Source organism: Nonomuraea africana (genome assembly GCF_014873535.1).
Taxonomy (GTDB): domain Bacteria; phylum Actinomycetota; class Actinomycetes; order Streptosporangiales; family Streptosporangiaceae; genus Nonomuraea; species Nonomuraea africana.
Genome location: NZ_JADBEF010000001.1, coordinates 9474284 through 9494666, shown reverse-complemented (window position 1 = coordinate 9494666; position 20383 = coordinate 9474284). Strand labels below are relative to the sequence as shown.

General features: G+C 69.7%; 25 protein-coding genes. 6 read left to right on the top strand and 19 right to left on the bottom strand.

Annotated elements, in window-relative coordinates:
• Window positions 1-26: 26 nt before the first annotated feature.
• Window positions 27-1367 (top strand): MFS transporter, encoded by a 1341-nt coding sequence (locus H4W81_RS45410; RefSeq protein ID WP_192780448.1) that lies wholly within the window; start codon window positions 27-29, stop codon window positions 1365-1367.
• Between the two features lie 187 nt (window positions 1368-1554).
• Here the strand turns inward: H4W81_RS45410 and H4W81_RS45405 are convergent, their stop codons facing one another.
• Both H4W81_RS45405 and H4W81_RS45400 read right to left on the bottom strand, forming a co-directional pair.
• Window positions 1555-2997 (bottom strand): CoA transferase, encoded by a 1443-nt coding sequence (locus H4W81_RS45405; protein ID WP_318782478.1) that lies wholly within the window; start codon window positions 2995-2997, stop codon window positions 1555-1557.
• A gap of 2 nt (window positions 2998-2999) precedes the next feature.
• A complete protein-coding gene (locus tag H4W81_RS45400) occupies window positions 3000-3473 on the bottom strand; it encodes a GNAT family N-acetyltransferase (RefSeq protein ID WP_192780447.1) in 474 nt (157 codons plus the stop codon).
• Between the two features lie 308 nt (window positions 3474-3781).
• On the opposite strand from H4W81_RS45400, the gene H4W81_RS45395 reads away from it, so the two are divergent.
• The 3 genes from H4W81_RS45395 to H4W81_RS45385 all read left to right on the top strand — a co-directional run bounded on the left by H4W81_RS45395 (window position 3782) and on the right by H4W81_RS45385 (window position 5322).
• Window positions 3782-4402 carry a murein hydrolase activator EnvC family protein gene (locus H4W81_RS45395; protein WP_192780446.1) on the top strand — a complete coding sequence of 207 codons (621 nt, stop codon included), beginning with the start codon at window positions 3782-3784 and terminating at the stop codon, window positions 4400-4402.
• A gap of 201 nt (window positions 4403-4603) precedes the next feature.
• Window positions 4604-5101: a DUF2975 domain-containing protein gene (locus H4W81_RS45390; RefSeq protein ID WP_192780445.1), complete on the top strand. Its 498-nt coding sequence runs from the start codon at window positions 4604-4606 to the stop codon at window positions 5099-5101.
• Window positions 5101-5322 carry a helix-turn-helix domain-containing protein gene (locus H4W81_RS45385; RefSeq protein ID WP_192780444.1) on the top strand — a complete coding sequence of 74 codons (222 nt, stop codon included), beginning with the start codon at window positions 5101-5103 and terminating at the stop codon, window positions 5320-5322. The genes H4W81_RS45390 and H4W81_RS45385 overlap by 1 nt, the downstream gene beginning before the upstream one ends.
• Window positions 5323-5410: 88 nt before the next feature.
• Here H4W81_RS45385 and H4W81_RS45380 read toward each other — a convergent pair whose 3' ends face one another.
• The 5 genes from H4W81_RS45380 to H4W81_RS49705 form a co-directional block, all read right to left on the bottom strand.
• The gene (locus H4W81_RS45380; RefSeq protein ID WP_192780443.1) at window positions 5411-6295 is read right to left on the bottom strand and encodes a tyrosine recombinase XerC; all 885 of its coding nucleotides are present in this window, start codon (window positions 6293-6295) and stop codon (window positions 5411-5413) included.
• A gap of 143 nt (window positions 6296-6438) precedes the next feature.
• Complete coding sequence (dprA, locus tag H4W81_RS45375; protein WP_225959097.1) at window positions 6439-7542, bottom strand: DNA-processing protein DprA; 1104 nt, start codon at window positions 7540-7542, stop codon at window positions 6439-6441.
• A 959-nt stretch (window positions 7543-8501) separates the two neighbouring features.
• The gene (locus H4W81_RS45370) at window positions 8502-10157 is read right to left on the bottom strand and encodes a YifB family Mg chelatase-like AAA ATPase (protein ID WP_192780441.1); all 1656 of its coding nucleotides are present in this window, start codon (window positions 10155-10157) and stop codon (window positions 8502-8504) included.
• Window positions 10158-10511: a YraN family protein gene (locus H4W81_RS45365; RefSeq protein WP_192780440.1), complete on the bottom strand. Its 354-nt coding sequence runs from the start codon at window positions 10509-10511 to the stop codon at window positions 10158-10160. It lies immediately after the preceding gene.
• A 172-nt stretch (window positions 10512-10683) separates the two neighbouring features.
• Window positions 10684-10899, bottom strand: coding sequence for a hypothetical protein (locus tag H4W81_RS49705; protein WP_318782477.1), 216 nt, complete (start codon window positions 10897-10899; stop codon window positions 10684-10686).
• A 27-nt stretch (window positions 10900-10926) separates the two neighbouring features.
• On the opposite strand from H4W81_RS49705, the gene H4W81_RS49700 reads away from it, so the two are divergent.
• The gene (locus tag H4W81_RS49700) at window positions 10927-11082 is read left to right on the top strand and encodes a hypothetical protein (RefSeq protein ID WP_318782476.1); all 156 of its coding nucleotides are present in this window, start codon (window positions 10927-10929) and stop codon (window positions 11080-11082) included.
• 3 nt (window positions 11083-11085) lie between these two features.
• Here the strand turns inward: H4W81_RS49700 and H4W81_RS45355 are convergent, their stop codons facing one another.
• The 9 genes from H4W81_RS45355 to rpsP form a co-directional block, all read right to left on the bottom strand.
• Entirely contained in the window at window positions 11086-11409 is a 324-nt protein-coding gene (locus tag H4W81_RS45355) for a DUF2469 domain-containing protein (protein ID WP_067184127.1), read from the bottom strand.
• Window positions 11410-11427: 18 nt separating this feature from the next.
• Window positions 11428-12090 carry a ribonuclease HII gene (locus H4W81_RS45350; protein ID WP_192780439.1) on the bottom strand — a complete coding sequence of 221 codons (663 nt, stop codon included), beginning with the start codon at window positions 12088-12090 and terminating at the stop codon, window positions 11428-11430.
• Between the two features lie 30 nt (window positions 12091-12120).
• Complete coding sequence (gene lepB, locus H4W81_RS45345) at window positions 12121-12690, bottom strand: signal peptidase I (RefSeq protein WP_192780438.1); 570 nt, start codon at window positions 12688-12690, stop codon at window positions 12121-12123.
• 10 nt (window positions 12691-12700) lie between these two features.
• Window positions 12701-13417 (bottom strand): signal peptidase I, encoded by a 717-nt coding sequence (lepB, locus tag H4W81_RS45340; RefSeq protein WP_397128868.1) that lies wholly within the window; start codon window positions 13415-13417, stop codon window positions 12701-12703.
• 210 nt (window positions 13418-13627) lie between these two features.
• The gene (rplS, locus tag H4W81_RS45335) at window positions 13628-13993 is read right to left on the bottom strand and encodes a 50S ribosomal protein L19 (RefSeq protein WP_192780436.1); all 366 of its coding nucleotides are present in this window, start codon (window positions 13991-13993) and stop codon (window positions 13628-13630) included.
• A gap of 127 nt (window positions 13994-14120) precedes the next feature.
• Window positions 14121-14894, bottom strand: coding sequence for a tRNA (guanosine(37)-N1)-methyltransferase TrmD (gene trmD / locus H4W81_RS45330; RefSeq protein WP_192780435.1), 774 nt, complete (start codon window positions 14892-14894; stop codon window positions 14121-14123).
• Complete coding sequence (gene rimM, locus H4W81_RS45325; protein WP_192780434.1) at window positions 14891-15385, bottom strand: ribosome maturation factor RimM; 495 nt, start codon at window positions 15383-15385, stop codon at window positions 14891-14893. The genes trmD and rimM overlap by 4 nt, the downstream gene beginning before the upstream one ends.
• Window positions 15386-15457: 72 nt before the next feature.
• Window positions 15458-15703, bottom strand: a complete 246-nt coding sequence (locus H4W81_RS45320; protein ID WP_192780433.1) for an RNA-binding protein — start codon at window positions 15701-15703, stop codon at window positions 15458-15460.
• A 1-nt stretch (window position 15704) separates the two neighbouring features.
• The gene (rpsP, locus tag H4W81_RS45315; RefSeq protein WP_192780432.1) at window positions 15705-16154 is read right to left on the bottom strand and encodes a 30S ribosomal protein S16; all 450 of its coding nucleotides are present in this window, start codon (window positions 16152-16154) and stop codon (window positions 15705-15707) included.
• 300 nt (window positions 16155-16454) lie between these two features.
• On the opposite strand from rpsP, the gene H4W81_RS45310 reads away from it, so the two are divergent.
• A complete protein-coding gene (locus tag H4W81_RS45310) occupies window positions 16455-17624 on the top strand; it encodes a hypothetical protein (protein ID WP_192780431.1) in 1170 nt (389 codons plus the stop codon).
• Window positions 17625-17816: 192 nt separating this feature from the next.
• Here H4W81_RS45310 and ffh read toward each other — a convergent pair whose 3' ends face one another.
• Genes ffh through H4W81_RS45295 form a run of 3 tightly spaced genes read right to left on the bottom strand, consistent with a single transcriptional unit; the run spans window position 17817 to window position 20383 of the window.
• A complete protein-coding gene (ffh, locus tag H4W81_RS45305; RefSeq protein WP_192780430.1) occupies window positions 17817-19373 on the bottom strand; it encodes a signal recognition particle protein in 1557 nt (518 codons plus the stop codon).
• 55 nt (window positions 19374-19428) lie between these two features.
• Entirely contained in the window at window positions 19429-19986 is a 558-nt protein-coding gene (locus tag H4W81_RS45300; protein WP_192781441.1) for a GTP-binding protein, read from the bottom strand.
• A 7-nt stretch (window positions 19987-19993) separates the two neighbouring features.
• Window positions 19994-20383, bottom strand: coding sequence for a DUF742 domain-containing protein (locus tag H4W81_RS45295; RefSeq protein WP_192780429.1), 390 nt, complete (start codon window positions 20381-20383; stop codon window positions 19994-19996).

The window sequence follows — 20383 nt, the reverse complement described above, 5'->3', positions numbered from 1 at the left end:
TACCTGAAGGGTTGCCTTCACAGTTTATGAAGGGTTACTTTCACAGTTATGAAGCAACCCTTCAGGACTCGGTCCCGCTTCGCAGGCAGCGCGACTACCGCCTCCTCTGGACCGCCCGGACGGTCTCCATCACCGGTTCCGAGGTCTCCAAGCTGGCCGTCCCCCTGGCCGCCGTCACCCTGCTGGCCGCCTCGCCGGCGCAGATGGGCGTCCTGACCGCGGTGGCCTTCGTGCCCGCCCTGCTGTTCGGCCTGCACGCAGGCGCCCTGGCCGACCGGCTCACCCGGCACCGCCCGCTGATGATCGCCTGCGAGCTGGTCTCCGCCGCCGCGGCGCTGCTGGTGCCCCTCGCCTGGCTCTCCGGGTTCCTGAGCGTTCCGCTCCTGGTCGCCGTCGCCCTGGTCATCGGTACGGCGGGCGTCGTCTTCAAGGCGGCGAACTTCCCCCACCTGGCCGTGGTCGTCCCCGCCGACCGGCGGACCGAGGCGATGGCCGGATTCCACGCCTCCTACTCGGTCGCCTCCATCGCGGGCCCCGGACTGGCGGGGCTGCTGGTCCAGGCGCTCACGGCGCCGCTGGCCGTGCTGATGGAGGCGCTGTCGTTCCTGGCCTCGGCGCTGATGCTGCGCTCCATCCGCACCCCCGACGACCACGCGCCGAGCCCGTCCCGCGGCATGTGGCGCGACGTCGTCGAGGGGCTGCGCGTCAGCCTCACCCGGCCCGTGCTGCGCGCCGTCCTCGGCGCGGGCGTGACGCTGAACTTCTTCGCGATGGCCTACATCGCCATCGCCATCCTCTACATGGTGCAGGTCCTGCGCATCCCGCAGGGCGCGATCGGCGCGCTCACGGCGGTCTCCGGCGTCGGCGGGCTGATCGGCGCGTGGGCGACGACCAGGCTCGCCCGGCGGTTCGGCGAGGACAGGGTGATGGTCTACACGATCCTGCTCTTCCCGGTCGACATGCTCGCGGTCGGCCTGGTGGGCGGACCGCTCTGGGTGGTGATCCCCGTCATGGCCACCACCGGACTGCTCATCGGCGCCACCGTCATCTCCTTCGCCACCTGCATGAACGTCGTCACCATGCGTGAGGCGCCCGCCGAGGTGATGGGCCGGGTCAACGCCACGATGACCTGCGCCATCCAGGGGGTCCTGGCGCTGGGCGGGCTGGCCGGCGGGCTGCTGGCCGAGGTGGTGGGGCTGCGGGCGGTCATCCTGGTGTGCGCGGCGGGGACGTCCCTCGCGATCTTCTGGATCTGGAACTCTCCGCTGCGACCGCGCCGGCGGCGGTGGGTCGCGGAGGCGGACGGAGACCCGGTGATGGGGACGGCGCTGCGCGAACTGGCGTTCACCAAGATCCGCACCGTCTAAACAACGGGCGCGTCCTTCCCTCCTCACCGGCACTGCCTTCGCAGCTCCTCATACTCCAGGGACGGCAACCGGAGCACCCCTCCGCGGTCACCCCGGCCCCCTGCTCCCCAGATCCTCACGCGCAGGCGACGGCAAGGGGAGCGCCACTCCCCCGGAGAATCCCTCCCCCCGCATCGGCTTTGGCGTCCTAGTCGCGGGGGCGCCACGTGGGAAAGTCGGCGCCCTGGGGCGGCGGCGGGCTCGTCCACTCGGGTCGCCGACCGCCGATCCGGCCCGGCGGCAGCACGTAGGTCAGCCGTCCGAAGCCACTGTCCATCTCCCCCAGCGACCCCGCGATGTCGAACCGGTCGACAGGCTCGCCCTTGCCCAACTCGTCCAGCCATTGCGCGGTCCTGGCGAGGCTCAGCCGTACCCGCCAGGATCCACCCTCCACGCGCCGCCTCAGCAACGCCGCGATCGCCCCGAAGGCCGCCAGGTAGCCCGTCGCGTGGTCCAGCACCTGGGCGGGGAGCGGACGCGGCGGATCTCCCCACGCGATCCCCGTCGCCATCTGGACCAGACTGTCGAACCCCCGGCCTCCCGCCGGACCGTAGGCGGTGATCTCCACGCTCACCAGGCCCGGCGTACAGTCCACGAGCTCGTCCACGACCCGCAGGGCGCCGGGCCTGACCGCCCTCACCACCACGTCGGCGCCCTCGACCAGCTCCGCCAATGCCCGCCGTCCCCCGTCCGAACGGAGGTCGAGGTGGCACGAGCGCTTCCCGAAGGCCGTACTGATCACCAGCCCTGGCACTTCGGGCACGTCAGGCGCGCCGACCTTGAGCACATCCGCCCCATAGGCCGCCATCGTCCGGGTCGCCACGGGCCCGGCGATCACCCTGGTGAGATCGAGCACCCGCACCCCTTCCAGCGCCCCCTTGACCTCCCACCCACCCGGACTGGATCCACGCGACCCTTCACCCCTCCGAGACGCCCCCGCTTCAACCCGCGCCCCACCCAGTCCCAGCCCATCGCCCCCGCCGGCCCGCTCACCTGGATGCGACACGCCCTCCGCGAACGGCTGCCCGTCTCCGCTCCCTCCGGGCGATGCAGGCAGACGTGTCACCTCGACCAGCGGCGTCCGGGCGACGGCGCGCGCCCTCGGGTCGGCGCGCCACTCCCCTTGGGTCCGCAGCGCCGCCGCGCACCCGTTCTCCTGCGTCACCCTCCGCTCGATCTCCAGCGCGGTACGGCTCTCGCATGCCCGCCGTACGGCCTCCCGATCCGCGCCCCGCGACAACCCCAGCGCCCGTAGCGCCGCGACACGGTGATGATCGAAGTTGCAGTGCAGCCGCACCCACCCGTCAGCGGTCCGGTAATCACCCGACAGCTCGGCCCACAACTCCCCTGGCTCGCCATCGATCCTGAAATACCGCTCATCACGGAAAGCCGCCAACGCCTCCCGGACATCCACCGCGGCATCCGTCCCCAGCATCGCCGCCGCCGCGGCCGTCGCCGCCCCCACCGAAACGGCCGCCGCCACCTCGACCTGGTACACCGAGGGCAGCCGCGAGCCATCGTCCGTGACCCGCACCTCGGGCAGCGTCACGCCTGCCGACATCCCCAGCTCATGGATCAACGCGGCGATCACTTTCAGATCAGCTCCTCCGCCAGCAGATCCATCAGCAGCCCGTCGTGGAAGACGCCGGTCTCCGGGTCCCGTTCGTAGGCGCGCATCACGCCCACCCGCTTGAAGCCCACCTTCTCGTAGGCCCTGATCGCCGCCGTGTTGTGCGCCGCGGGGTCGATCGTGAGCCTGCGGTGCCCCCGTACCTCGATCAACCAACCGGCCAACGTCCGCACCGCCTCGGTGCCGTAGCCACGCCCGTGATGCGCGGGATCCAGGAAGATGTCGATGCTCGCGCTGCGGTACTGCGGGTCCTCCTCCTCGTCGTACTGGATCGCGCCGATCACCTGGCCGTCGAGGGTGACGGCGAGCATGCCGTCCAGGTCGTCGACCTCACCCCACCACCTGGCCACCTCGGGGGCGGCGAGGATCCGGCGCAGAGCGGGCTCATCGGGGGGTACGGCATCGCGCAACACCAATCGCGGCCCTTCGATCTCCATGACCACCAGCATGGCACCGCGATGCCCCCCGCTCTCAGCCACCCGAGCACACTCACACCCCTCGCCGCCCCGAACCCCTTGGCTCCTAACGCCGAGGCCAGCCCGCAGGCCACACACCCCACCCGGCGTCCGGCCCGCCGAAGTTCAGCCCGCCACCGGCCAACCGCCGAGGCGTCCACCCACAGACCAACCTACGAGACTCGTTCGTCCCGGGCTCCTTCATCCACAGGCCGATCACCGAGGCTCCTTCATCCACAGAACCGCGTTCGCCCGCCGCCCCTGGCCGTATCCCTGCCACCGTTACCCGCATGGCCTGCCCTCCCCCCACCAGCACCGCTCTCGTGGTCAGCACCCGTCGCGCAGGGGCGCGGCCTCCCCGAGCCCGCTCCCACCCACGTCTGTCAGGCCGTCGCTGCGCCACGCTCCTCGCCATCACCTTGGCGCTGCTCCTCCTCGCACCCCCACCCGCGGCCGCCGATCCACCCGTCTGGCGCTGGCCCCTGCCGGGTCAGCCCAGAATCCTGCGCACGTTCAACCCGCCCCCCGAACCCTGGCGTTCAGGCCACCGCGGCGTGGACCTGGCCGCCTCCCCCTCCACCACGGTTCTCGCCCCCGGCCCAGGCACCGTCACCTACGCCGCCCAGCTGGCGGGGCGAGGGGTGGTCTCCCTCCTGCACCCAGGCGGCCTGCGCACCACCTACCTCCCCGTCCAGGCGTCGGTACGGCGCGGCCAGACCGTTTCCGCAGGCGACCCCCTGGGCGTCCTCGAAGCCGTCCCGGGTCACTGTCGGGAACCCTGCCTCCACTGGGGACTCCTGCGCGGCCCCCGCTACCTCGACCCCCTACTCCTCCTCGCCTGGGCGCCGATCCGCCTCCTCCCGCACTGGCACCTGCCGCCCATCCCCCTCCCGCCTCCCCCACTGCCTTGAACACCCCACGCCTGCCGCCCTCCGGCAAGCCCGCACACCCGCCATAGCCTCCTGACGGCACCCTGGCCCGCCATCAAGGGCCCGTCTTCAAACGGGCCTCGCCCTGAGCAGGAACGACGCGGGTGTGAGGCTGATCTGACCTCTTGCCAAGCCTATCGAATCTCGATAGATTTCCATCGTGACTCGATCGAAGGAGAGACGATGGGAAAGCTGACAGTGCTTGCGCTGCGCGTCGTGCTCGTGGCGCTGCTGGCCGGCTCGGTGTTCGTGCAGACGGTGATGGTGCCGCTGCTGGCCATCGACCTCGAGGAAATGGGGACGGAATTCGCGTACCAGCGCACCGCGTTCCTCGTGATCACGGTCCTGGGCATCGTGACGGCCCAGGTCGTCCTGGTCTGCGTATGGCGGCTGGTGACGATGGTGCGACGCGGAACCGTGTTCTCCCACGCCGCCTTCCGGTACGTGCACATCGTGATCGGCGCCTTCGTGGCGGCCGCCCTGCTGACGTTCGCGCTCGCGGTCGTCCTCGTGCCGGGCGAAGCCGTCGCTCCTGGCATCGTCCTCCTGATCTGCGGGGCCTCCGTGGCAGTCCTGGGGGTCGCGCTCGTCGTGCTCGTACTGAGGACGCTGCTCGCCCAGGCCGTCGCGCGCGACGTCGAGGCGGCGCAGATGAAGGCCGAGCTGGACGAGGTGATCTGATGCCGATCGCCGTCGACATCGACGTGATGCTGGCCAAGCGGAAGATGTCCGTGGGCGAGCTCGCGGACCGCGTCGGGATCACGCCCGCCAACCTGGCGGTGCTCAAGAACGGCCGTGCCAAGGCGGTGCGCTTCACGACGCTCGCCGCGCTCTGCGAGGCGCTCGAGTGCCAGCCGGGAGACCTGCTGCGCTGGGAGACCGAGGACGCCGCGAACGGGTGACATCAGCCGCCGGCGACGCTGACCCCGGCCGACCCGTCGCAGATCTCAGGTTCCAACCGCTCGATCGACACGCTGCAGGACCAAGCCGTCACGCGCGTGGATGCGCCTGACGGTAGGCGGCTCTCAACCGCTCGATCGACACGTGCGTGTAGATCTGCGTGGTGTTCAGCGACGCGTGTCCCAGCATCTCCTGCACGCTCCGCAGATCCGCCCCACCCTCCAGCAGGTGCGTCGCCGCGCTGTGTCGTAGTCCGTGCGGCCCCATGTCAGGTGCCCCGTCGACCTGTTTCAGTCGCGCGTGCACGACCCTCCGTACCGTCCCCGCGTCGATCCGCCCTCCCCGCACCCCGAGGAACAGCGCGGGCCCGGATCCCTCCTTGATCCAGCGGGGACGTCCATGCACGCACCAGCGATCCACCGCCCGCAACGCCGGCAGGCCGAACGGCACGGACCGCTCCTTGCGCCCCTTACCCAGCACGCGGACGACGTGCCGATCCCTGTCGACGTCGTCCACGTCCAGCGCGCACAGCTCGCTCACCCGAACCCCGGTCGCGTACAGCAGCTCCATGATCGCCTGATCGCGAAGCTCCTTGGGCTCGCTCGCCTGCGGTGTGTCGAGGACCGCCTGTGCCTGCTGCTGATCGAGTACGGCAGGCAATGGCCGCTCCGCCTTCGCGCTACCGAGGAGCAGCCCGGGATCGTCCGCCAACCAGCCGCGACGATGCGCGAAGGCCGTGAAGGTCCTGACGCATGCCGTACGGCGTGCCAGGGTCGCCCTCGACAGCCCCGCCGCGTGCTGCCCGGCCAGCCACCCTCGGAGTGCCGCGATGTCGAGCCCGGGCAGCTCTTCGCCCAGATGGGTCAGCAGCGCGGCCATGTCGGAGAGGTAGGCACGCACCGTATGGGGCGACAGGTCACGCTCGAACTGAAGGTGCTTCTCGAACGCGGCCAGCACCTCGTCGACGTCCGGCATTCACAGCCTCCTTCCGAGAGCCACCCTCCCGTGATCTCACCTTTCCAGCAATCATCACCGCCCATAGGCGACACGGCGAACTGTCATCGCTCGCGAGTAACAGAGCGCACCGCTCTCCTTTCGCGGGCGGCGTGGCGATCTGGTCAGTTCGGGTGGCCTCTTCTGAGGCGCCAGCCCTTGGGGACGCGTTCGACGTAACCTGCGGCGGCGAGCCCGCCCAAGCAGCTCAAGGCCGTCTTCAGATCCACCCCGGCCGCTACCGCGATCGACGCGGGGCCGACGCCGCCGCGGCTCGGGACGGCGTCCAGGACGCTGCGGGTCTCGTCGTTCAGCGCGTCGCGTGGCACCACGGGGCCTCGTTCCGGTACCGCCAGGTCGTCACCGATCATGCCGACGAGTTCGATCATCTCGGGCGGGGACGTCACGCAGACCGCATTCCGTTCGCGCAGGAGTTTGTGGCAGCCGAGTGACATCTCCGAGGTGATCGGGCCCGGCACCGCCGCGAGATGGCGGCCGAGGTTGGTGGCGTGGCTCGCGGTGTTGAGCGCCCCACTGCGGACGGCCGCCTCCACCACGAGGGTGCCTCTCGACAACGCCGCGATCAGGCGGTTCCTGATGAGGAACCGCGCCCGAGTCGGGTGAACGCCTGGCGGACACTCGCTGATGACAGCGCCCTGACGGCGAATCGCGGCGAACAGCTCATGGTGCGCGGTCGGGTAGCAGACGTCGGTGCCGCACGCGAGGACGGCGATGGTCGCGGACGGGCCCGCCAGCGCTCCACGATGGGCCGCTCCGTCGATGCCGTACGCGCCTCCGGAGACCACTGTCCAGTTGGCCTCACTGAGCCCGATGCCGAACTCGGCCGCGACGTGCACGCCGTACGCGGTGGCGGAGCGAGCGCCCACCACGGCCACCGAACGCAGGCAGGAGTAGCGCAGGTCAGCACTGCCGTGCACCCACAGACCGAGTGGGCGGCTGTGACCGAGCGCGTCCAGTTGGGTGGGCCACTCGGGCGATTCGGGCACGACCAGCCGAGCACCCGTCTGGTGGCCGACCTCGAGGTCGGCGGCGGGGGTGGCGGCCTGCAGACGGGCCTGCCAGGCGCGCAACCGACGGTCGAGGGCGGCGGCGTGCTCCGGATCTCCTCTGCGTACGGTCTCCCGCTCGACGAAGTCCTCGGGAAGGGAACCGCGGAAGATCATCTCGACCGTGGCCGCGGTGCCGTACTGCCGTACGAGACGTCCCATGATGACGTCCCCTACGTCGGCGGCGCGCATGAGCGCGGCCCGCGCGAGCAGCTCATGATCTTCGTTGGACGCGGCTGCCGCCGTTGGTGGAGGGACGGCCTGGTGATCCTCGGGCTTTCGGCCACCTTCGCTGACTTCCTGGCCTGGGACGGGTGCGGGGCCCGGCGAGTGGACCGCCGACTGCGGTGGGACACGTGTGCCCGCGTTCTCCTGGCGCTTCGAACCGCTCTGGCCATCGCCACGGGTTGCAGGAGCTTCCGGAGGTGGGCCCGGCGCAGGCTCGTCGTGCGTCAGTGTGCTCTTCTGCGCTGAGGCGTCATCCGCGGAATGCGGCTCGGCTTCGTTTGCCGACGATTCGTTAGGGCTGGAATCTCCCGACCCCGGAGACCCCGGCGCGGATGATCCCGAACCGGGCGATCCTGTCGCAGGCGGTTCTGAGGTGGATGGCGCCCAAGCGGGTCGTTGTGGGGTGGGAGGGGCCTGGACGGGTTCGGTCGGATGGTGGTGTTGCAGGGGTGGCGGCTCGGTGCCGTCGGGGGTCGGACCAGGACAGGCGCTCACGCCTTCACGCTCCCGTCTCTCTCAGGAGGACATCGGTGGATGACCTCTTTTCGTGCCTTCACGTGCCGTCTGCCCTTGCATCCGGCGTAGGTTTCGCCCGGTTCTCCTGAACCGAGGCGCCCGGTCCTCCCGGAGCGAGGCATGGCTGCCTCAGGCGCGTTTTGGTGGTGCTGCGCGGTACGGCCAGGCGAGGCGTCTCTGTCCGTCCAGGAGTTCGATGGCGACGGTGCCCGGCTTATCGCGGCCAAGCTCGCCTTCCCCTCCCGCAGGGCCCGGTCGATGAGTTGCCTGACGAGGTGGGTCCCCGGTCATCCGGCCACCCATCGTCCTTGCGAAGTGAGGGAGAGGGGCGGGTGTCGTGGTCGTGGACCGGACTCGTCAAAGTGGAGTTGGACGCGTCAGGCGACGCCTAGCCAGAGGGCTAGGGCGGCGGAGGTTTCCGCGACATCTGGGCGGTCCTTGCCTTCGAGGTCGGCGATGGTCCAGGCGACGCGGACCACCCTGTCGAGCCCTCGGGCGCTGAGGCTGCCGGCGTCGAGGCAGGCGGTCATGGGTTTCATCGCCGCATCCGAAGGACGGTAGTCGGCGTGCAGGGCGGCGGAGGGGATCTCGGCGTTCGTCCGCCAGGGCGTCGCGGCCAGCCGTTTGGCGGAACGCTCACGGGCCATCCGCACGCGTTCGGCGACGACCTTGCTGGTCTCGACGAACCGGCGGTCGGCCATGAGCTCGCGCCTGCTCGATCGGGCGATGGTCACCTTCATGTCGATGCGATCGAGCAGAGGGCCCGAGAGCCTGCCCAGATAGCGGCGCCTGGCCGCAGGGGAGCACTGACAGCGCTCGCCCGAACCGGCGGGCTGGGCACAGGGGCAGGGGTTCGCGGCGAGGACGAGCATGAACTTCGCGGGGAAGGTGATCGTGCCGACGGCGCGCGACACGGTCACCCTGCCGGCCTCCAGCGGCTGGCGGAGAGAGTCCAGCACGTGACGGGGGAATTCGGGCGCCTCGTCGAGGAACAGGGCTCCGTGGTGGGCCAGGGACACGGCGCCAGGGCGGACGATGTTGCTGCCACCGCCGACGATCGAGGCGACGCTCGCCGTGTGGTGCGGGCTCACGAACGGTGGCCGGCTCATCATGGGGCTGCTGGACGGCAGGACGCCGGCGATGGAGTGGATGGCCGTCACCTCGAGCGCCTGGTCGACGTCGAGGTCGGGCAGCAGGGTCGGCAGGCGTTCGGCCAGGAGGGTCTTGCCGGTGCCCGGTGGGCCGAGCATCCAGAGGTTGTGGCCGCCCGCCGCCGAGACTTCGAGCGCCCGCCGTCCGAGTGGCTGGCCGACCACGTCGGACAGGTCGACGGGAGGACGGTCCGCCTCGAAGGTGAGCCCTGGAGCGGTCTCGGCACCGGAGCCGACGACGGAGAGCCTTCGGGTCGGCGGGGTGTCCTGTGCCGCGGCACCGGTGTCTTGAGCGAGCGCCTCGCCGTCCGAAGTTGGCTCAGAGCCGGGCTGCGGGTCGGGCACGAGCCGCAGGCGAGGGGGCGCGTCACCGCGACGCAGCCACTCCACGAGCTGGCGCAGGTCGGCGATGGGCACCACGGTGACGTCGGGCACCAGCGCGGCCTCGGCGGCGTTGGCGGCGGGGACGACCACCGTCGAGCCGCCGCTCTTGATGGCGCCGAGCACCGAGGGCAGCACCCCGCGTACGGCTCTGAGCCGCCCGTCGAGCCCGAGCTCGCCGAGGAAGAACGGCTCGGCGATCCGATCAGCGGGGACGGCGCCCGCCGCGCCCATGATCGCGATGGCGATGGCCAGGTCGAACTGGCTGCCGCGTTTGGGCAGGCTGGCGGGGAAGAGGCTCACGGTGATGCGGGCGTCGGGCCACGGGTAGTGGCTGTTGACCATCGCGGAGCGCACCCTGTCGCGCGCTTCGCTCAGCGCGGTGTCGGGTAGCCCGATCAGGTGGATGCCGGCCAGGCCGCTGCCCACGTCGGCCTCGACCTCGATGCTGCGTCCCGCGACGCCGATGAGGGTGACGCTGCGGGTGCGGGCCACCGCCATCTAGATCGCCCCCTTGACGTGGCGCAGGGCGAAGTCGGCACCGACCTGTTCGAGGGCGATGACGTCGACTCGGACGGAGTCGAAGCTTCGGGGCTGTGCGGCGAGCCATGTGGCGGCGAGCATGCGCAGGCGGGCCAGTTTGGCGGGGCGAACGGCCTCCAGGGCGGTGCCGTGGGTACGGCCTGATCTGGTCTTGACCTCTACGACGATCAGCTTCTTGTCGTGCTCGGCTACCACGTCGATCTCGCCTTGGCGGCAGCGCCAGTTTCTGTCGAGGATCTGCATGCCTTGGGCACGCAGGTAGTCGATGGCGAGTTGCTCGCCTTGTTTGCCCAGCTCGTCTTTCGATGCCATGGGACCACCTCCGGGGCGTGAGTTTTCCGGAGAGGGGGTGGGCGGTCGGGGCCGAGCGGGGTTCTGTGGATAACGGGGATGACGGGCTGGATGTTGTGGATGACCGGACGTCTGCAGGCCAGGGGAATGACCGGCGAAGACGGTCCCGTCGGTGGCGGCCTTGTCGTCTGGGTTACTCCTCGACAGCCGGTGGTCGCCGGTCAGCAGCGGATCGCCGGTGACCGTGCCGGTCGCGCCGGCCGGTACGGCGGTGCCGTGGATGGCCGCTGACCTCGTTGAACTGGATGACCATGCCGTCGGAGTTGTGCGTCCAGAGGCCCGCGCTGTAGCCCTTGGAGCGGCGCTGGAAGCCGTGCACGCGGTTGTGCTCGGCCGGCGCACCCGTCACGCTGCCCAGCAGGTCAAGGCGCGTCAGGTGATCGTCGTGGCCGACGGCTCCAAGCTCGGCAAGCGCGCGTTCGCCCGGATCTCCCCGCTTGCCCAGATCAACGTGCTGGTCACGGACTCGACCGCGCCGCCCGACCTGGTCACCAGGCTCGGCGAGGCCGGCGTCCGCGTCGTCCAGGTCTGAGAGTCAGCCCGAGAACCCCTCCTTGGGCATCTCCAGATCAGGCTTGGCCAGCTCCTCCACGTTCACATCCTTGAACGTCACCACGCGGACGTTCTTCACAAACCGTGCAGGCCGGTACATATCCCACACCCACGCGTCCTGCATCTTCACGTCGAAGAACACATCCCCGTTCTCCGCCGTCCGGACGTCGAGATCCACCGAGTTCGTCAGATAGAAGCGCCGCTCCGTCTCGACGACGTACGTGAACAGCCCGACCACGTCACGGTATTCGCGGTAAAGCTGCAGCTCCATCTCGGTTTCGTACTTCTCGAGATCCTCTGCGCTCATCCCGGTCCTCCAGCCTGATCAGGCAACTCCTGCCCCAACCCCATTGTCCCCCACGAAGGTCCGTGACACCGTCACGAAGGAGAAGCGATGGTGCGGGCACGGCCCGTGCGAGCGCAGCGCCCGCCGGTGGGCCGGAGTCACATACCCCTTGTGCTCGTCGAAGCCGTACTCGGGAAAGACCGAGGACAGCTCCGTCATCATCCTGTCCCGCGTCACCTTCGCCACGATGGACGCCGCCGCGACGCAGGCGGCGATCTGGTCCCCCTTCCACACGGCCAGTGACGGCGCCGGCAGCCCGGGCACCGGGAAGCCGTCGGTGAGGATGTACTCCGGAACGAACGGCAACCGCGCCACGGCCCGCCGCATTCCCGCGATGTTGCTCTTGTGCAGCCCTCTGGCGTCGATCTCGGCGGGCGGAATGACGACCAGGCCGACCTCTGCCGCGGCCATGATCTGCTCGAAGAGCGAGGACCTGGCGGTGGCCGTCAGCAGTTTGGAGTCGGCCAGCCCCTGGATCTCGCGCCTGAGCACGACCGCGGCCACGACCAAGGGGCCGGCGCAGGCGCCTCTGCCCGCTTCGTCGACTCCGGCGATCGGGGTCAGCCCCCTGCGCGCCAGCGCCCGCTCGTAGGCGTAGAGCCCGGAATCGCGCCGGACGACGCTAGGACGTGGTCGAAACATGACACAGGCAGCGTACGCCTCATCCGCGACTCACCGCACCTTGTCGAAGATCTCCGGACGCGACAGGATCGTGGCGTGGGAGAGCGGCCAGTAGATCGCCCAGGCCCTGCCGATCACCTGGTCCTCGGAGATCCAGTTGCTCGCCTCGCGCACGTGGCTCCTGGAGTCGACCGAGGCGGAGCGGTGGTCGCCCATGAGCCAGAGCCTTCCCTTCGGCACGGTGTAGGAGAACTCCTCCCCCGACGGGTAGTCGTCAGGGAAGAGGTAGTCCTCGTCCAGCGGGATGCCGTTGACCGTGACGCGTTTCTTGGCGTCGCAGCAGGCGACCTTGTCGCCGCCGACGGCGATGACCCGCTTGATGGTGTCCTCGTTGTTCCAGCCCCTGAACACCACGATGTCGCCGCGCTCGCTGGCGCCGTGGAGCTTGTTGACGCTCACCCTGTCGCCGATGCGGAGCGTGTTCTCCATCGACTCCGAGGGGATCGAGAAGGATCTGACGACGAAGGCCTGCAGCAGCAGCGCCACACCCACGCCCAGGGCGATCAGGAAGAACGTCTCCTTGAGCCCGCCTTTTCGCTTCTTGCTCTCTTCAACTGCCATGGGGGTACGGCTACCGCCTCGCAAGCCAGCGTCGACGCAGCCACACCAGCGGCAGGGCACCGGCGAACCCGGCCATGGCCGGAGCCGCCCCTGCCAGAGCGGCGGCGGGCTGCGCGAACGTCTCGGGGATGGACAGGGTCGTGGCCCGGGAGAAGGGCCAGACGATGAGGAAGGCGCGGCCGACGACCTGGTCGACAGGGATCGTGCCGCCGCCGGGGTCGGCGGTGTGCTCGCGGGAGTCGAGCGACACCTGCCGATGGTCGCCCATCACCCAGAGCCGCCCCTGGGGCACCTTGGCCGCGAAGAAGGTCTGGGAGGGCACGTTGCCAGGATAGAGGTAAGACGATTCGTCCAGCGCTGTCCCGTTGACCGTGACGCGTCCCTTGGCGTCGCAGCACGTGACCGTGTCGCCGCCGACTCCGATGACGCGCTTGATGTAGTCCTTCTGGCCGGGCACGACGCCGAAGGCGGTGCCCACCCAGCGGAAGAAGGCGGCGACGGGGTTGGCGGGCTCCTCGGGGGTGTCGCGCCCGTCCCACGAGTCGGTGCCGGAGAAGACGACCACGTCGCCGCGCTCGACGTCACGCGTGTGGTAGACGAGCTTGTTCACCAGGACCCTGTCGTTGGTCAGCAGGGTGTTCTCCATCGACTCCGACGGGATGTAGAACGCCTGGAGCACGAACGTCTTCACGACCAGAGCGAGCAGCAGGGCCACGACCACGAGCACGGGAAGCTCTTTCCAGAACGACCCTTTCCTCTTGGAGGCAACTGCGTCCACCTGGTCCCGGCTCTCGCTTCTCATCGCTGACGAGCCTAGATGAAGGCCCTGCCCGAGGGAGGCTACACGTGTCCCAGCGTCGCTCCACATAAAGGAAATGTCGCTGCAAAGCCAAACGACCCCATGACCTGTGGGTCACGGGGTCGTCGGTGGGAAGCCTTACTTGCCGGCGGGCAGCGCCTCGCGCTTCTCGCGGATGCGGGCGGCCTTGCCGCGCAGGTCGCGCATGTAGTAGAGCTTGGCGCGACGGACGTCACCGCGGGTCAGCAGCGCGATCTTCTCGATGATCGGGCTGTGCACCGGGAAGGTGCGCTCGACGCCGACACCGTAGCTGACCTTGCGGACCGTGAAGGTCTCGCGGGCGCCACTGCCCTGGCGGCGGAGCACGAAGCCCTTGAAGACCTGGACGCGGGAGCGGTTGCCTTCGACGACTCGGACGTGCACCTCGAGCGTGTCACCGGGGCGGAAGGCCGGGACGTCGCTGCGAAGGGTGGCCTTCTCGAGCTCCTGGATCTTCGTGTGCATGAGAGCGTATCCTCAACGTTTAGCGAGCATGCGGAGGTCCACCCGGCAGCGCCTTGACGCCGCGACGAGGGGGACACGCCTGCTGGTTTGGATGAATCAGGTGGCCTACGACGGGCACACCAGCGATTCAGTCTGCCATATCTTCCGGCTCAGCGCGAAACGAGAGCAGCAGCTCCCTGTCGCGCTTGTCAAGCGTCGCGGCGTCGAGCGCCTCGAGCAGGTCGGGCCGGTTCTTCATGGTACGGCGCAGCGCCTCGTCCCTGCGCCACCTCGCCACCTTGCCGTGGTGTCCGGACAGCAACACCTCGGGCACCTCCCGGCCTCGCCAGACCGGCGGCTTGGTGTAGACGGGCCCCTCCAGCAGGTTCTGCATCGCCCCCGGCGCGAACGAGTCGTCGACGGCCGAGTGGACGTTGCCGAGCACACCGGGCAGCAGGCGGCCGATCGCCTCGACCATCACCAGGACCGCCACCTCGCCACCGGCCAGGACGTAGTCGCCGATGCTGACCTCGTCGACGCGCATGCGCTTGCCGTACTCGGCCATGACACGGGAGTCGATGCCCTCGTAGCGGCCGCAGCAGAACAGCAGCCACGGCTCCTGGGCCAGCTCCTGGGCCATGGCCTGGGTGAAGGGGCGCCCGCTGGGGGTGGTGACGATCATGCGGGGCGTCCCGCCCTCGGTTACCTCGTCGATCGCCGCGCCCCAGATCTCGGGCTTCATGACCATGCCGGGGCCGCCGCCGTACGGGGTGTCGTCGACGGTCTTGTGCACGTCGTGCGCCCAGTCGCGCAGCTGGTGGATCCGCACGTCGAGAGTGCCGCGCCGGCGCGCCTTGCCGATCAGCGACACGTCGAGCGGCGAGAAGTACTCGGGGAAGATCGAGATGATGTCGAGTCTCATGACAGCAGGCCCTCGGGGGGATCGACCACCAGCATGCCGCCTGCCACGTCGACCTCGGGGACCAGCGCCTTCACGAACGGGATGAGCGCGTCGTCCCCGCCCGCGCGCCCGACGACCAGCAGGTCCTGGCCGTGGTGGAGCACGTCGGTGACCTCGCCCACCCGCTCCCCCTCGACGGTCACGACGGTCAGCCCGATCAGCTGATGGTCGTGGAACTCGTCGGGGTCGTCGGAAAGGGGCAGGTCGTCGGAGTCGATGAGCAGCAGCGTGTCGCGCAGTTCCTCGGCGGCCTCCCTGGACAGCACGCCCTCGAAGCGCACCAGCAGCACGCCCTTGTTCCAGCGGTGGCCCTCGATCGTCAGGGGGCCGCGCGCGGTGTCGAGCGTCGCCCCCGCGGCGAAGCGCAGCGCGGGCTCGTCGGTCCTGACCTCGACGGTCACCTCGCCGCGCACCCCGTGCGGACGGCCGATCCTGCCGACGACTAGCTGCACCTCATCCTCCACTGATACGAAAAGCAGCCCCCACCGGACCGAGCCGATGGGGGCGCCCTATGGAACCGCGTTCTAGCGGACGGCCTCGTGCAGGTCGAGCAGATCGACCCGCACGTACTTGCCGTCGGACAAGGCGTTGATCACTGTGCGCAACGCCTTGGCCGTGCGGCCGCCGCGACCGATGACCTTGCCGAGGTCCTCGGGGTGGACCCGGACCTCGAGGACGCGCCCGCTGCGAATGCGGCGTGCGCGGACCCGGACATCGTCGGGATTCTCGACGATGCCCTTGACGAGGTGCTCAAGGGCCTCCTCGAGCATGTCAGGCCTCGGCCGGAGTCTCGGCGGCAGCCTCAGCGGCGGGCTCCGCGCTCTCTTCCTTCTTCTTGGCCTTCTTCGGCGTGGTGGCGGTCGAGCCGGTGTCGCCACCGGACAGCGCCTCCTTGGCCGCGGCCTCGTAGATGGCGTGACGGTCAGCCTTGGGCTCGGCGACCTTCATCGGCTCAGGGGCGGCCTCGCCCTTGAACTTCTGCCAGTCGCCGGTGAGCTTGAGCAGCTTGAGGACCGGCTCGGTCGGCTGCGCGCCGACACCCAGCCAGTACGCGGCGCGCTCAGCGTCGATCTTGATGAAGGAGGGGTTCTCCTTCGGGTGGTACAGACCGATCTCCTCGATCGCCCTGCCGTCACGCTTGGTGCGGCTGTCGGCGACGACGATGCGGTACTGCGGGTTGCGGATCATGCCGAGCCGCTTGAGCTTGATCTTGACTGCCACTGGTGTGGTCTCTCCTGCATTAGAGCGTGGGTGAACCTCGCCTCGCCGAGTGGGGCACGGCGCGGCACCGGTTCGAGGGACAGGCGTGGCCGGCGGGAGGTGAGAGGGCACCCACCTGGTCACGGTGTTCCAACATGTCATTGTGCCAGACCCGCGGGACTGCCTTCGACCTGGTACGGCAGGTCACCGCAAAGTGTCAGTAATCGCGGCGTGTCCCTCTACGGTCCATACCCCGCGTTCCTGGTCAATGAGCGCGTGAGCATCACACGAAATAGCAGGTTGGCCTCGAGGAGCATCCTCATGACAGGCCTGGCGACGGGCCTGGTGGGGGCCCTCTTCGCGCTGACCGCCACCGCCTCCGTGGGCCACTCCGCCCGCGGCAACGGCATGGAGCTGACGATCACGGCGGTGCCCGCGCTGGGGCAGTCCGCCTTCACCGGCACCTTGGGTGTCACCTCGGACACCGCGGGCGCCGACAACACTGGCTGGGGCGACCCGCAGGGCGTGCGGCGCTATGCGACGCTGGCGAGCAACCAGCTCGAGGCGAGCACGTCCAGCAGTCCCCTCTCGGGCGTGGCCAAGGCGAACGTCGCCGTCCGCACCCTCAGGCTCAACGATCAGGCGACGCAGCCGCTGCTGGTCACGGGGAAGATCCAGACCAGCGTCACGTGCGGCCCGCCGTCCCCGGCGCGCGCCTCCGTGCTGGCCGCGCCGGGCACCGTCACCGTGCTCGGCAGGCCGGTCGGGCCCGGCACCACGACGGTGCCGGCCACGGGAGCCCAGCTCGGCTACCGAGGCGTGACGACCGGCACGCTGACCGTGACGCGGACGGACTCCACCGTCATGGGCGCCAGCACGGCGCACGCGGCCATGACGATCGTCGTCAACGCCAGGCTGCGTGACGCCCAGGGCACCGTGGTCTACGACGGCCCGCTGGCCAGGACGACGCTCGGCCGGGTGGAGGTGGCCTGCGCGGGGGCGGAGCGGCTGCAGCGGCCCACATCCGAGCCGATGTACCGGCCGATGCCGGAGCCGACGACGGAGCCGACGTGGCGGCCGACGGAGAGGCCGAAGCCGACCAAGACGCCCACGATGAAGCCGACCACGACACCCACGTCGACGCCCACGTACAGACCCACGTCGACCCCGACCTCGACGCCGACGAGCACACCGACGTCGACCCCGACGGCGACCCCGACGGCGACGCCTACGGTGACACCGACCGCGACGCCGACACCCAGCAGGACGCTCTCGCCCACGCCGCCGAAGACCGTGACGAAGAAGCTGGACGTGTTCTTCCCTGAAGATTGCGATCACGGCGTGCCGTGCCATGACCACGGTGTGGAGGAAGAGGTCCTGGTGGAGGAGGGAGAGGTCCTGCCGTTCACCGGCGTGCCGCTCCACCTGCCGCTGGGGCTGGCCTTCGCGTTGCTCGGCCTTGGAACGTTCCTGGTCGTCAGACGCAACTGACCGGCCCGCCGTACCGGAAGGTCGGGAAAGACCGCACCGGAACGGCGGGGAAGACCGACGGCCGTGCGGCGGGAGAGCCCGCCGCACGGCCGTCTCAGGTCCGCGGTCCGATGCCCAGCGCCTGCATCGCCGTCAGTGCGGCGATCGCGAGCACCAGGATCGCGATGATCAGCCGGGTCCGCTTGCCGGACATCACTGCTGGCCGGGGAGCTTCAGCTTGGACGGGTCGAAGCCGGGCGGCAGCTCCATGCCCTTGGGCAGCTTGCCGCCGAGCCCGCCCAGGTTGCCCAGCGCGCCACCCTTGGCGGGAGCCGCCTCGTCAGGCACGGCGGGCCCCTTGCCGAGCGCCGCCTTGCGCGGGTCGCCGCTCACGCGCCGCCCCTTCTTGGTCTTCTTCTGCGCGGCCTTGGCGGCCTTCCTGCCACCCGGCATCCCGGGGATGCCCATGCCGCCCGCCATCCGCTTCATCATCTTCTGCGCCTCGAAGAAGCGGGTGACCAGGTTGTTGACCGCGGTGACCGACACGCCGGAGCCGTTGGCGATGCGGGAGCGCCGCGACCCGTTGATGATCTTCGGGTCCTGCCGCTCGGCCGGCGTCATCGAGCGGATGATCGCCGCGATTCGGTCGAGGTCGCGGTCGTCGATGGAGTTGATCTGGTCGCGCATCTGCCCCATGCCGGGCATCATGCCGAGCAGGTTCTTGATGGGCCCCATCTTCTGGACCATCTGCATCTGCTCGAGGAAGTCTTCAAGCGTGAAGTTCTCGCCCGAGGTGAGCTTGCCCGCCATCTTGGCGGCCTGGTCCTCGTCGAAGGTCTTCTGCGCCTGCTCGATCAGGGTGAGGATGTCACCCATGTCGAGGATGCGGGAGGCCATCCGGTCGGGGTGGAAGGCGTCGAAGTCCTCGAGCTTCTCACCCGTGGAGGCGAACATGATCGGCCGGCCGGTGATGTGCCGCACCGACAGCGCGGCGCCGCCCCTGGCGTCGCCGTCGAGCTTGGTGAGCACGACCCCGTCGAAGCCGACGCCCTCCATGAAGGCCTGTGCCGTGGTGACCGCGTCCTGACCGATCATGGCGTCGACGACGAACAGGACCTCGTCGGGCGAGACCGCGTCGCGGATGTCGGCGGCCTGCTTCATCAGCTCCTGGTCGATGCCCAGGCGGCCCGCGGTGTCGATGATGACGATGTCGTGCTGCTGGCGCCTGGCCTGCTCGATCGACTCGCGCGCGACCTCCACGGGGTCGCCGACGCCGTTGCCGGGCGACGGGGCGAACACCGCGACCTGGGCGCGCTCGCCCACGACCTGAAGCTGCGTCACCGCGTTGGGACGCTGCAGGTCGGCGGCGACCAGCATGGGCGCGTGGCCCTGGTCGCGCAGCCACTTGGCCAGCTTGCCCGCCAGAGTTGTCTTACCCGCGCCCTGCAGACCGGCCAGCATGATGACCGTGGGCGGGGTCTTGGCGTAGCGGAGCCTGCGGGTCTCCCCGCCCAGGATGCCGATCAGCTCGTCATTGACGATCTTGACGACCTGCTGGGCGGGGTTGAGCGCCTGGGAGACCTCGACGCCGCGCGCCCGCTCCTTGACCTGGGCGACGAACGCCTTGACCACAGGCAGCGCGACGTCGGCCTCGAGCAACGCGATGCGGATCTCGCGGCACGTGGCGTCGATGTCGGCGTCGGACAGCCGACCCTTGGATCGGAGGGAGGAGAAGACCGATGTCAGCCGGTCGGAAAGCGTCTCGAACACGTGGTTGGCCAGTCCTCGAAGCGAATATGCGTGGTCTTGCGACTCAGCCTAACCGCTACTGGAGACCGGGTACGGCCATGCGCACCGTCAACGCGTGCTCCACCAGGGTGATCAACGCGCTTTTGACCGAGTCGCGGGAACGCGCGTCCAGCCGGACGATCGGGACGTGCGCCGACAGCGTGAGGGCGTCGCGCACCTCCTCCTCGGTGTGGAGCTGCTGCCCGTCCCACCCGTTCAGGCCGACCACGAACGGCAGCTTCGCCTCCTCGAAGTAGTCGACCGCGGGGAAGCTGTCGGCCAGGCGCCTGGTGTCGACCAGCACGACGGCGCCGATGGCGCCGCGCACCAGGTCGTCCCACATGAACCAGAACCGGTGCTGGCCCGGCGTGCCGAACAGATACAGGATCAGGTCCTGGTCCAGCGACACCCTGCCGAAGTCCATGGCCACGGTCGTGGTCGTCTTGTTCGGGGTGAGCGAGACGTCGTCCACCCCCGCCGAGGCGTTGGTCATGACCGCCTCGGTGGTGAGCGGCAGGATCTCCGACACCGCACCCACGAACGTCGTCTTGCCCACGCCGAAGCCGCCGGCCACGACGATCTTCGTCGAGGTCAGTCCGCGGCTAGAGCCTGCGAAGTCCACTGAGCACCCTTTCGAGCAAGTTGATGTCGGGCTTGCCAGCGTCGAGCTGTGGCTGGTGCACCCGTACCAGTCCCTCCGTCGCCATGTCCGAGATCAGCACCCTGACCACGCCGAGCGGGATCCGCAGGAGGGCCGAGATCTCCGCCACCGACCTGACGCTGCGGCACAGCTGACTGATCGCCGCGTACTCCGGCATGTGCGACAGGTCGCGGGGTTCGACCGTGGCCGAGGAGACCAGCGCCTCCATCGCGAACTTCACCCGCGGCGCCGTGCGCCCGCCCGTCACCGCGTACGGGCGGACCGGCGAGGCGGGCTCCGCGTGCGGCTGCGGCTGCCAGTCGCCGCCGGTGTTCCATCTGGGGTCCGACAC

Excerpts from the sequence above, each read along its gene's own strand:
- H4W81_RS45410 (WP_192780448.1), top strand. The coding sequence starts at position 27 with ATGAAGGGTTACTTTCACAGTTATGAAGCAACCCTTCAGGACTCGGTC.
- H4W81_RS45400 (WP_192780447.1), bottom strand. The coding sequence starts at position 3,473 with ATGGAGATCGAAGGGCCGCGATTGGTGTTGCGCGATGCCGTACCCCCC.
- H4W81_RS45395 (WP_192780446.1), top strand. The coding sequence starts at position 3,782 with ATGGCCTGCCCTCCCCCCACCAGCACCGCTCTCGTGGTCAGCACCCGT.
- H4W81_RS45390 (WP_192780445.1), top strand. The coding sequence starts at position 4,604 with ATGGGAAAGCTGACAGTGCTTGCGCTGCGCGTCGTGCTCGTGGCGCTG.
- H4W81_RS45385 (WP_192780444.1), top strand. The coding sequence starts at position 5,101 with ATGCCGATCGCCGTCGACATCGACGTGATGCTGGCCAAGCGGAAGATG.
- H4W81_RS45380 (WP_192780443.1), bottom strand. The coding sequence starts at position 6,295 with ATGCCGGACGTCGACGAGGTGCTGGCCGCGTTCGAGAAGCACCTTCAG.
- dprA (WP_225959097.1), bottom strand. The coding sequence starts at position 7,542 with ATGGGACGTCTCGTACGGCAGTACGGCACCGCGGCCACGGTCGAGATG.
- H4W81_RS45370 (WP_192780441.1), bottom strand. The coding sequence starts at position 10,157 with ATGGCGGTGGCCCGCACCCGCAGCGTCACCCTCATCGGCGTCGCGGGA.
- H4W81_RS45365 (WP_192780440.1), bottom strand. The coding sequence starts at position 10,511 with ATGGCATCGAAAGACGAGCTGGGCAAACAAGGCGAGCAACTCGCCATC.
- H4W81_RS45355 (WP_067184127.1), bottom strand. The coding sequence starts at position 11,409 with ATGAGCGCAGAGGATCTCGAGAAGTACGAAACCGAGATGGAGCTGCAG.
- H4W81_RS45350 (WP_192780439.1), bottom strand. The coding sequence starts at position 12,090 with ATGTTTCGACCACGTCCTAGCGTCGTCCGGCGCGATTCCGGGCTCTAC.
- lepB (WP_192780438.1), bottom strand. The coding sequence starts at position 12,690 with ATGGCAGTTGAAGAGAGCAAGAAGCGAAAAGGCGGGCTCAAGGAGACG.
- rplS (WP_192780436.1), bottom strand. The coding sequence starts at position 13,993 with ATGCACACGAAGATCCAGGAGCTCGAGAAGGCCACCCTTCGCAGCGAC.
- trmD (WP_192780435.1), bottom strand. The coding sequence starts at position 14,894 with ATGAGACTCGACATCATCTCGATCTTCCCCGAGTACTTCTCGCCGCTC.
- H4W81_RS45320 (WP_192780433.1), bottom strand. The coding sequence starts at position 15,703 with ATGCTCGAGGAGGCCCTTGAGCACCTCGTCAAGGGCATCGTCGAGAAT.
- H4W81_RS45310 (WP_192780431.1), top strand. The coding sequence starts at position 16,455 with ATGACAGGCCTGGCGACGGGCCTGGTGGGGGCCCTCTTCGCGCTGACC.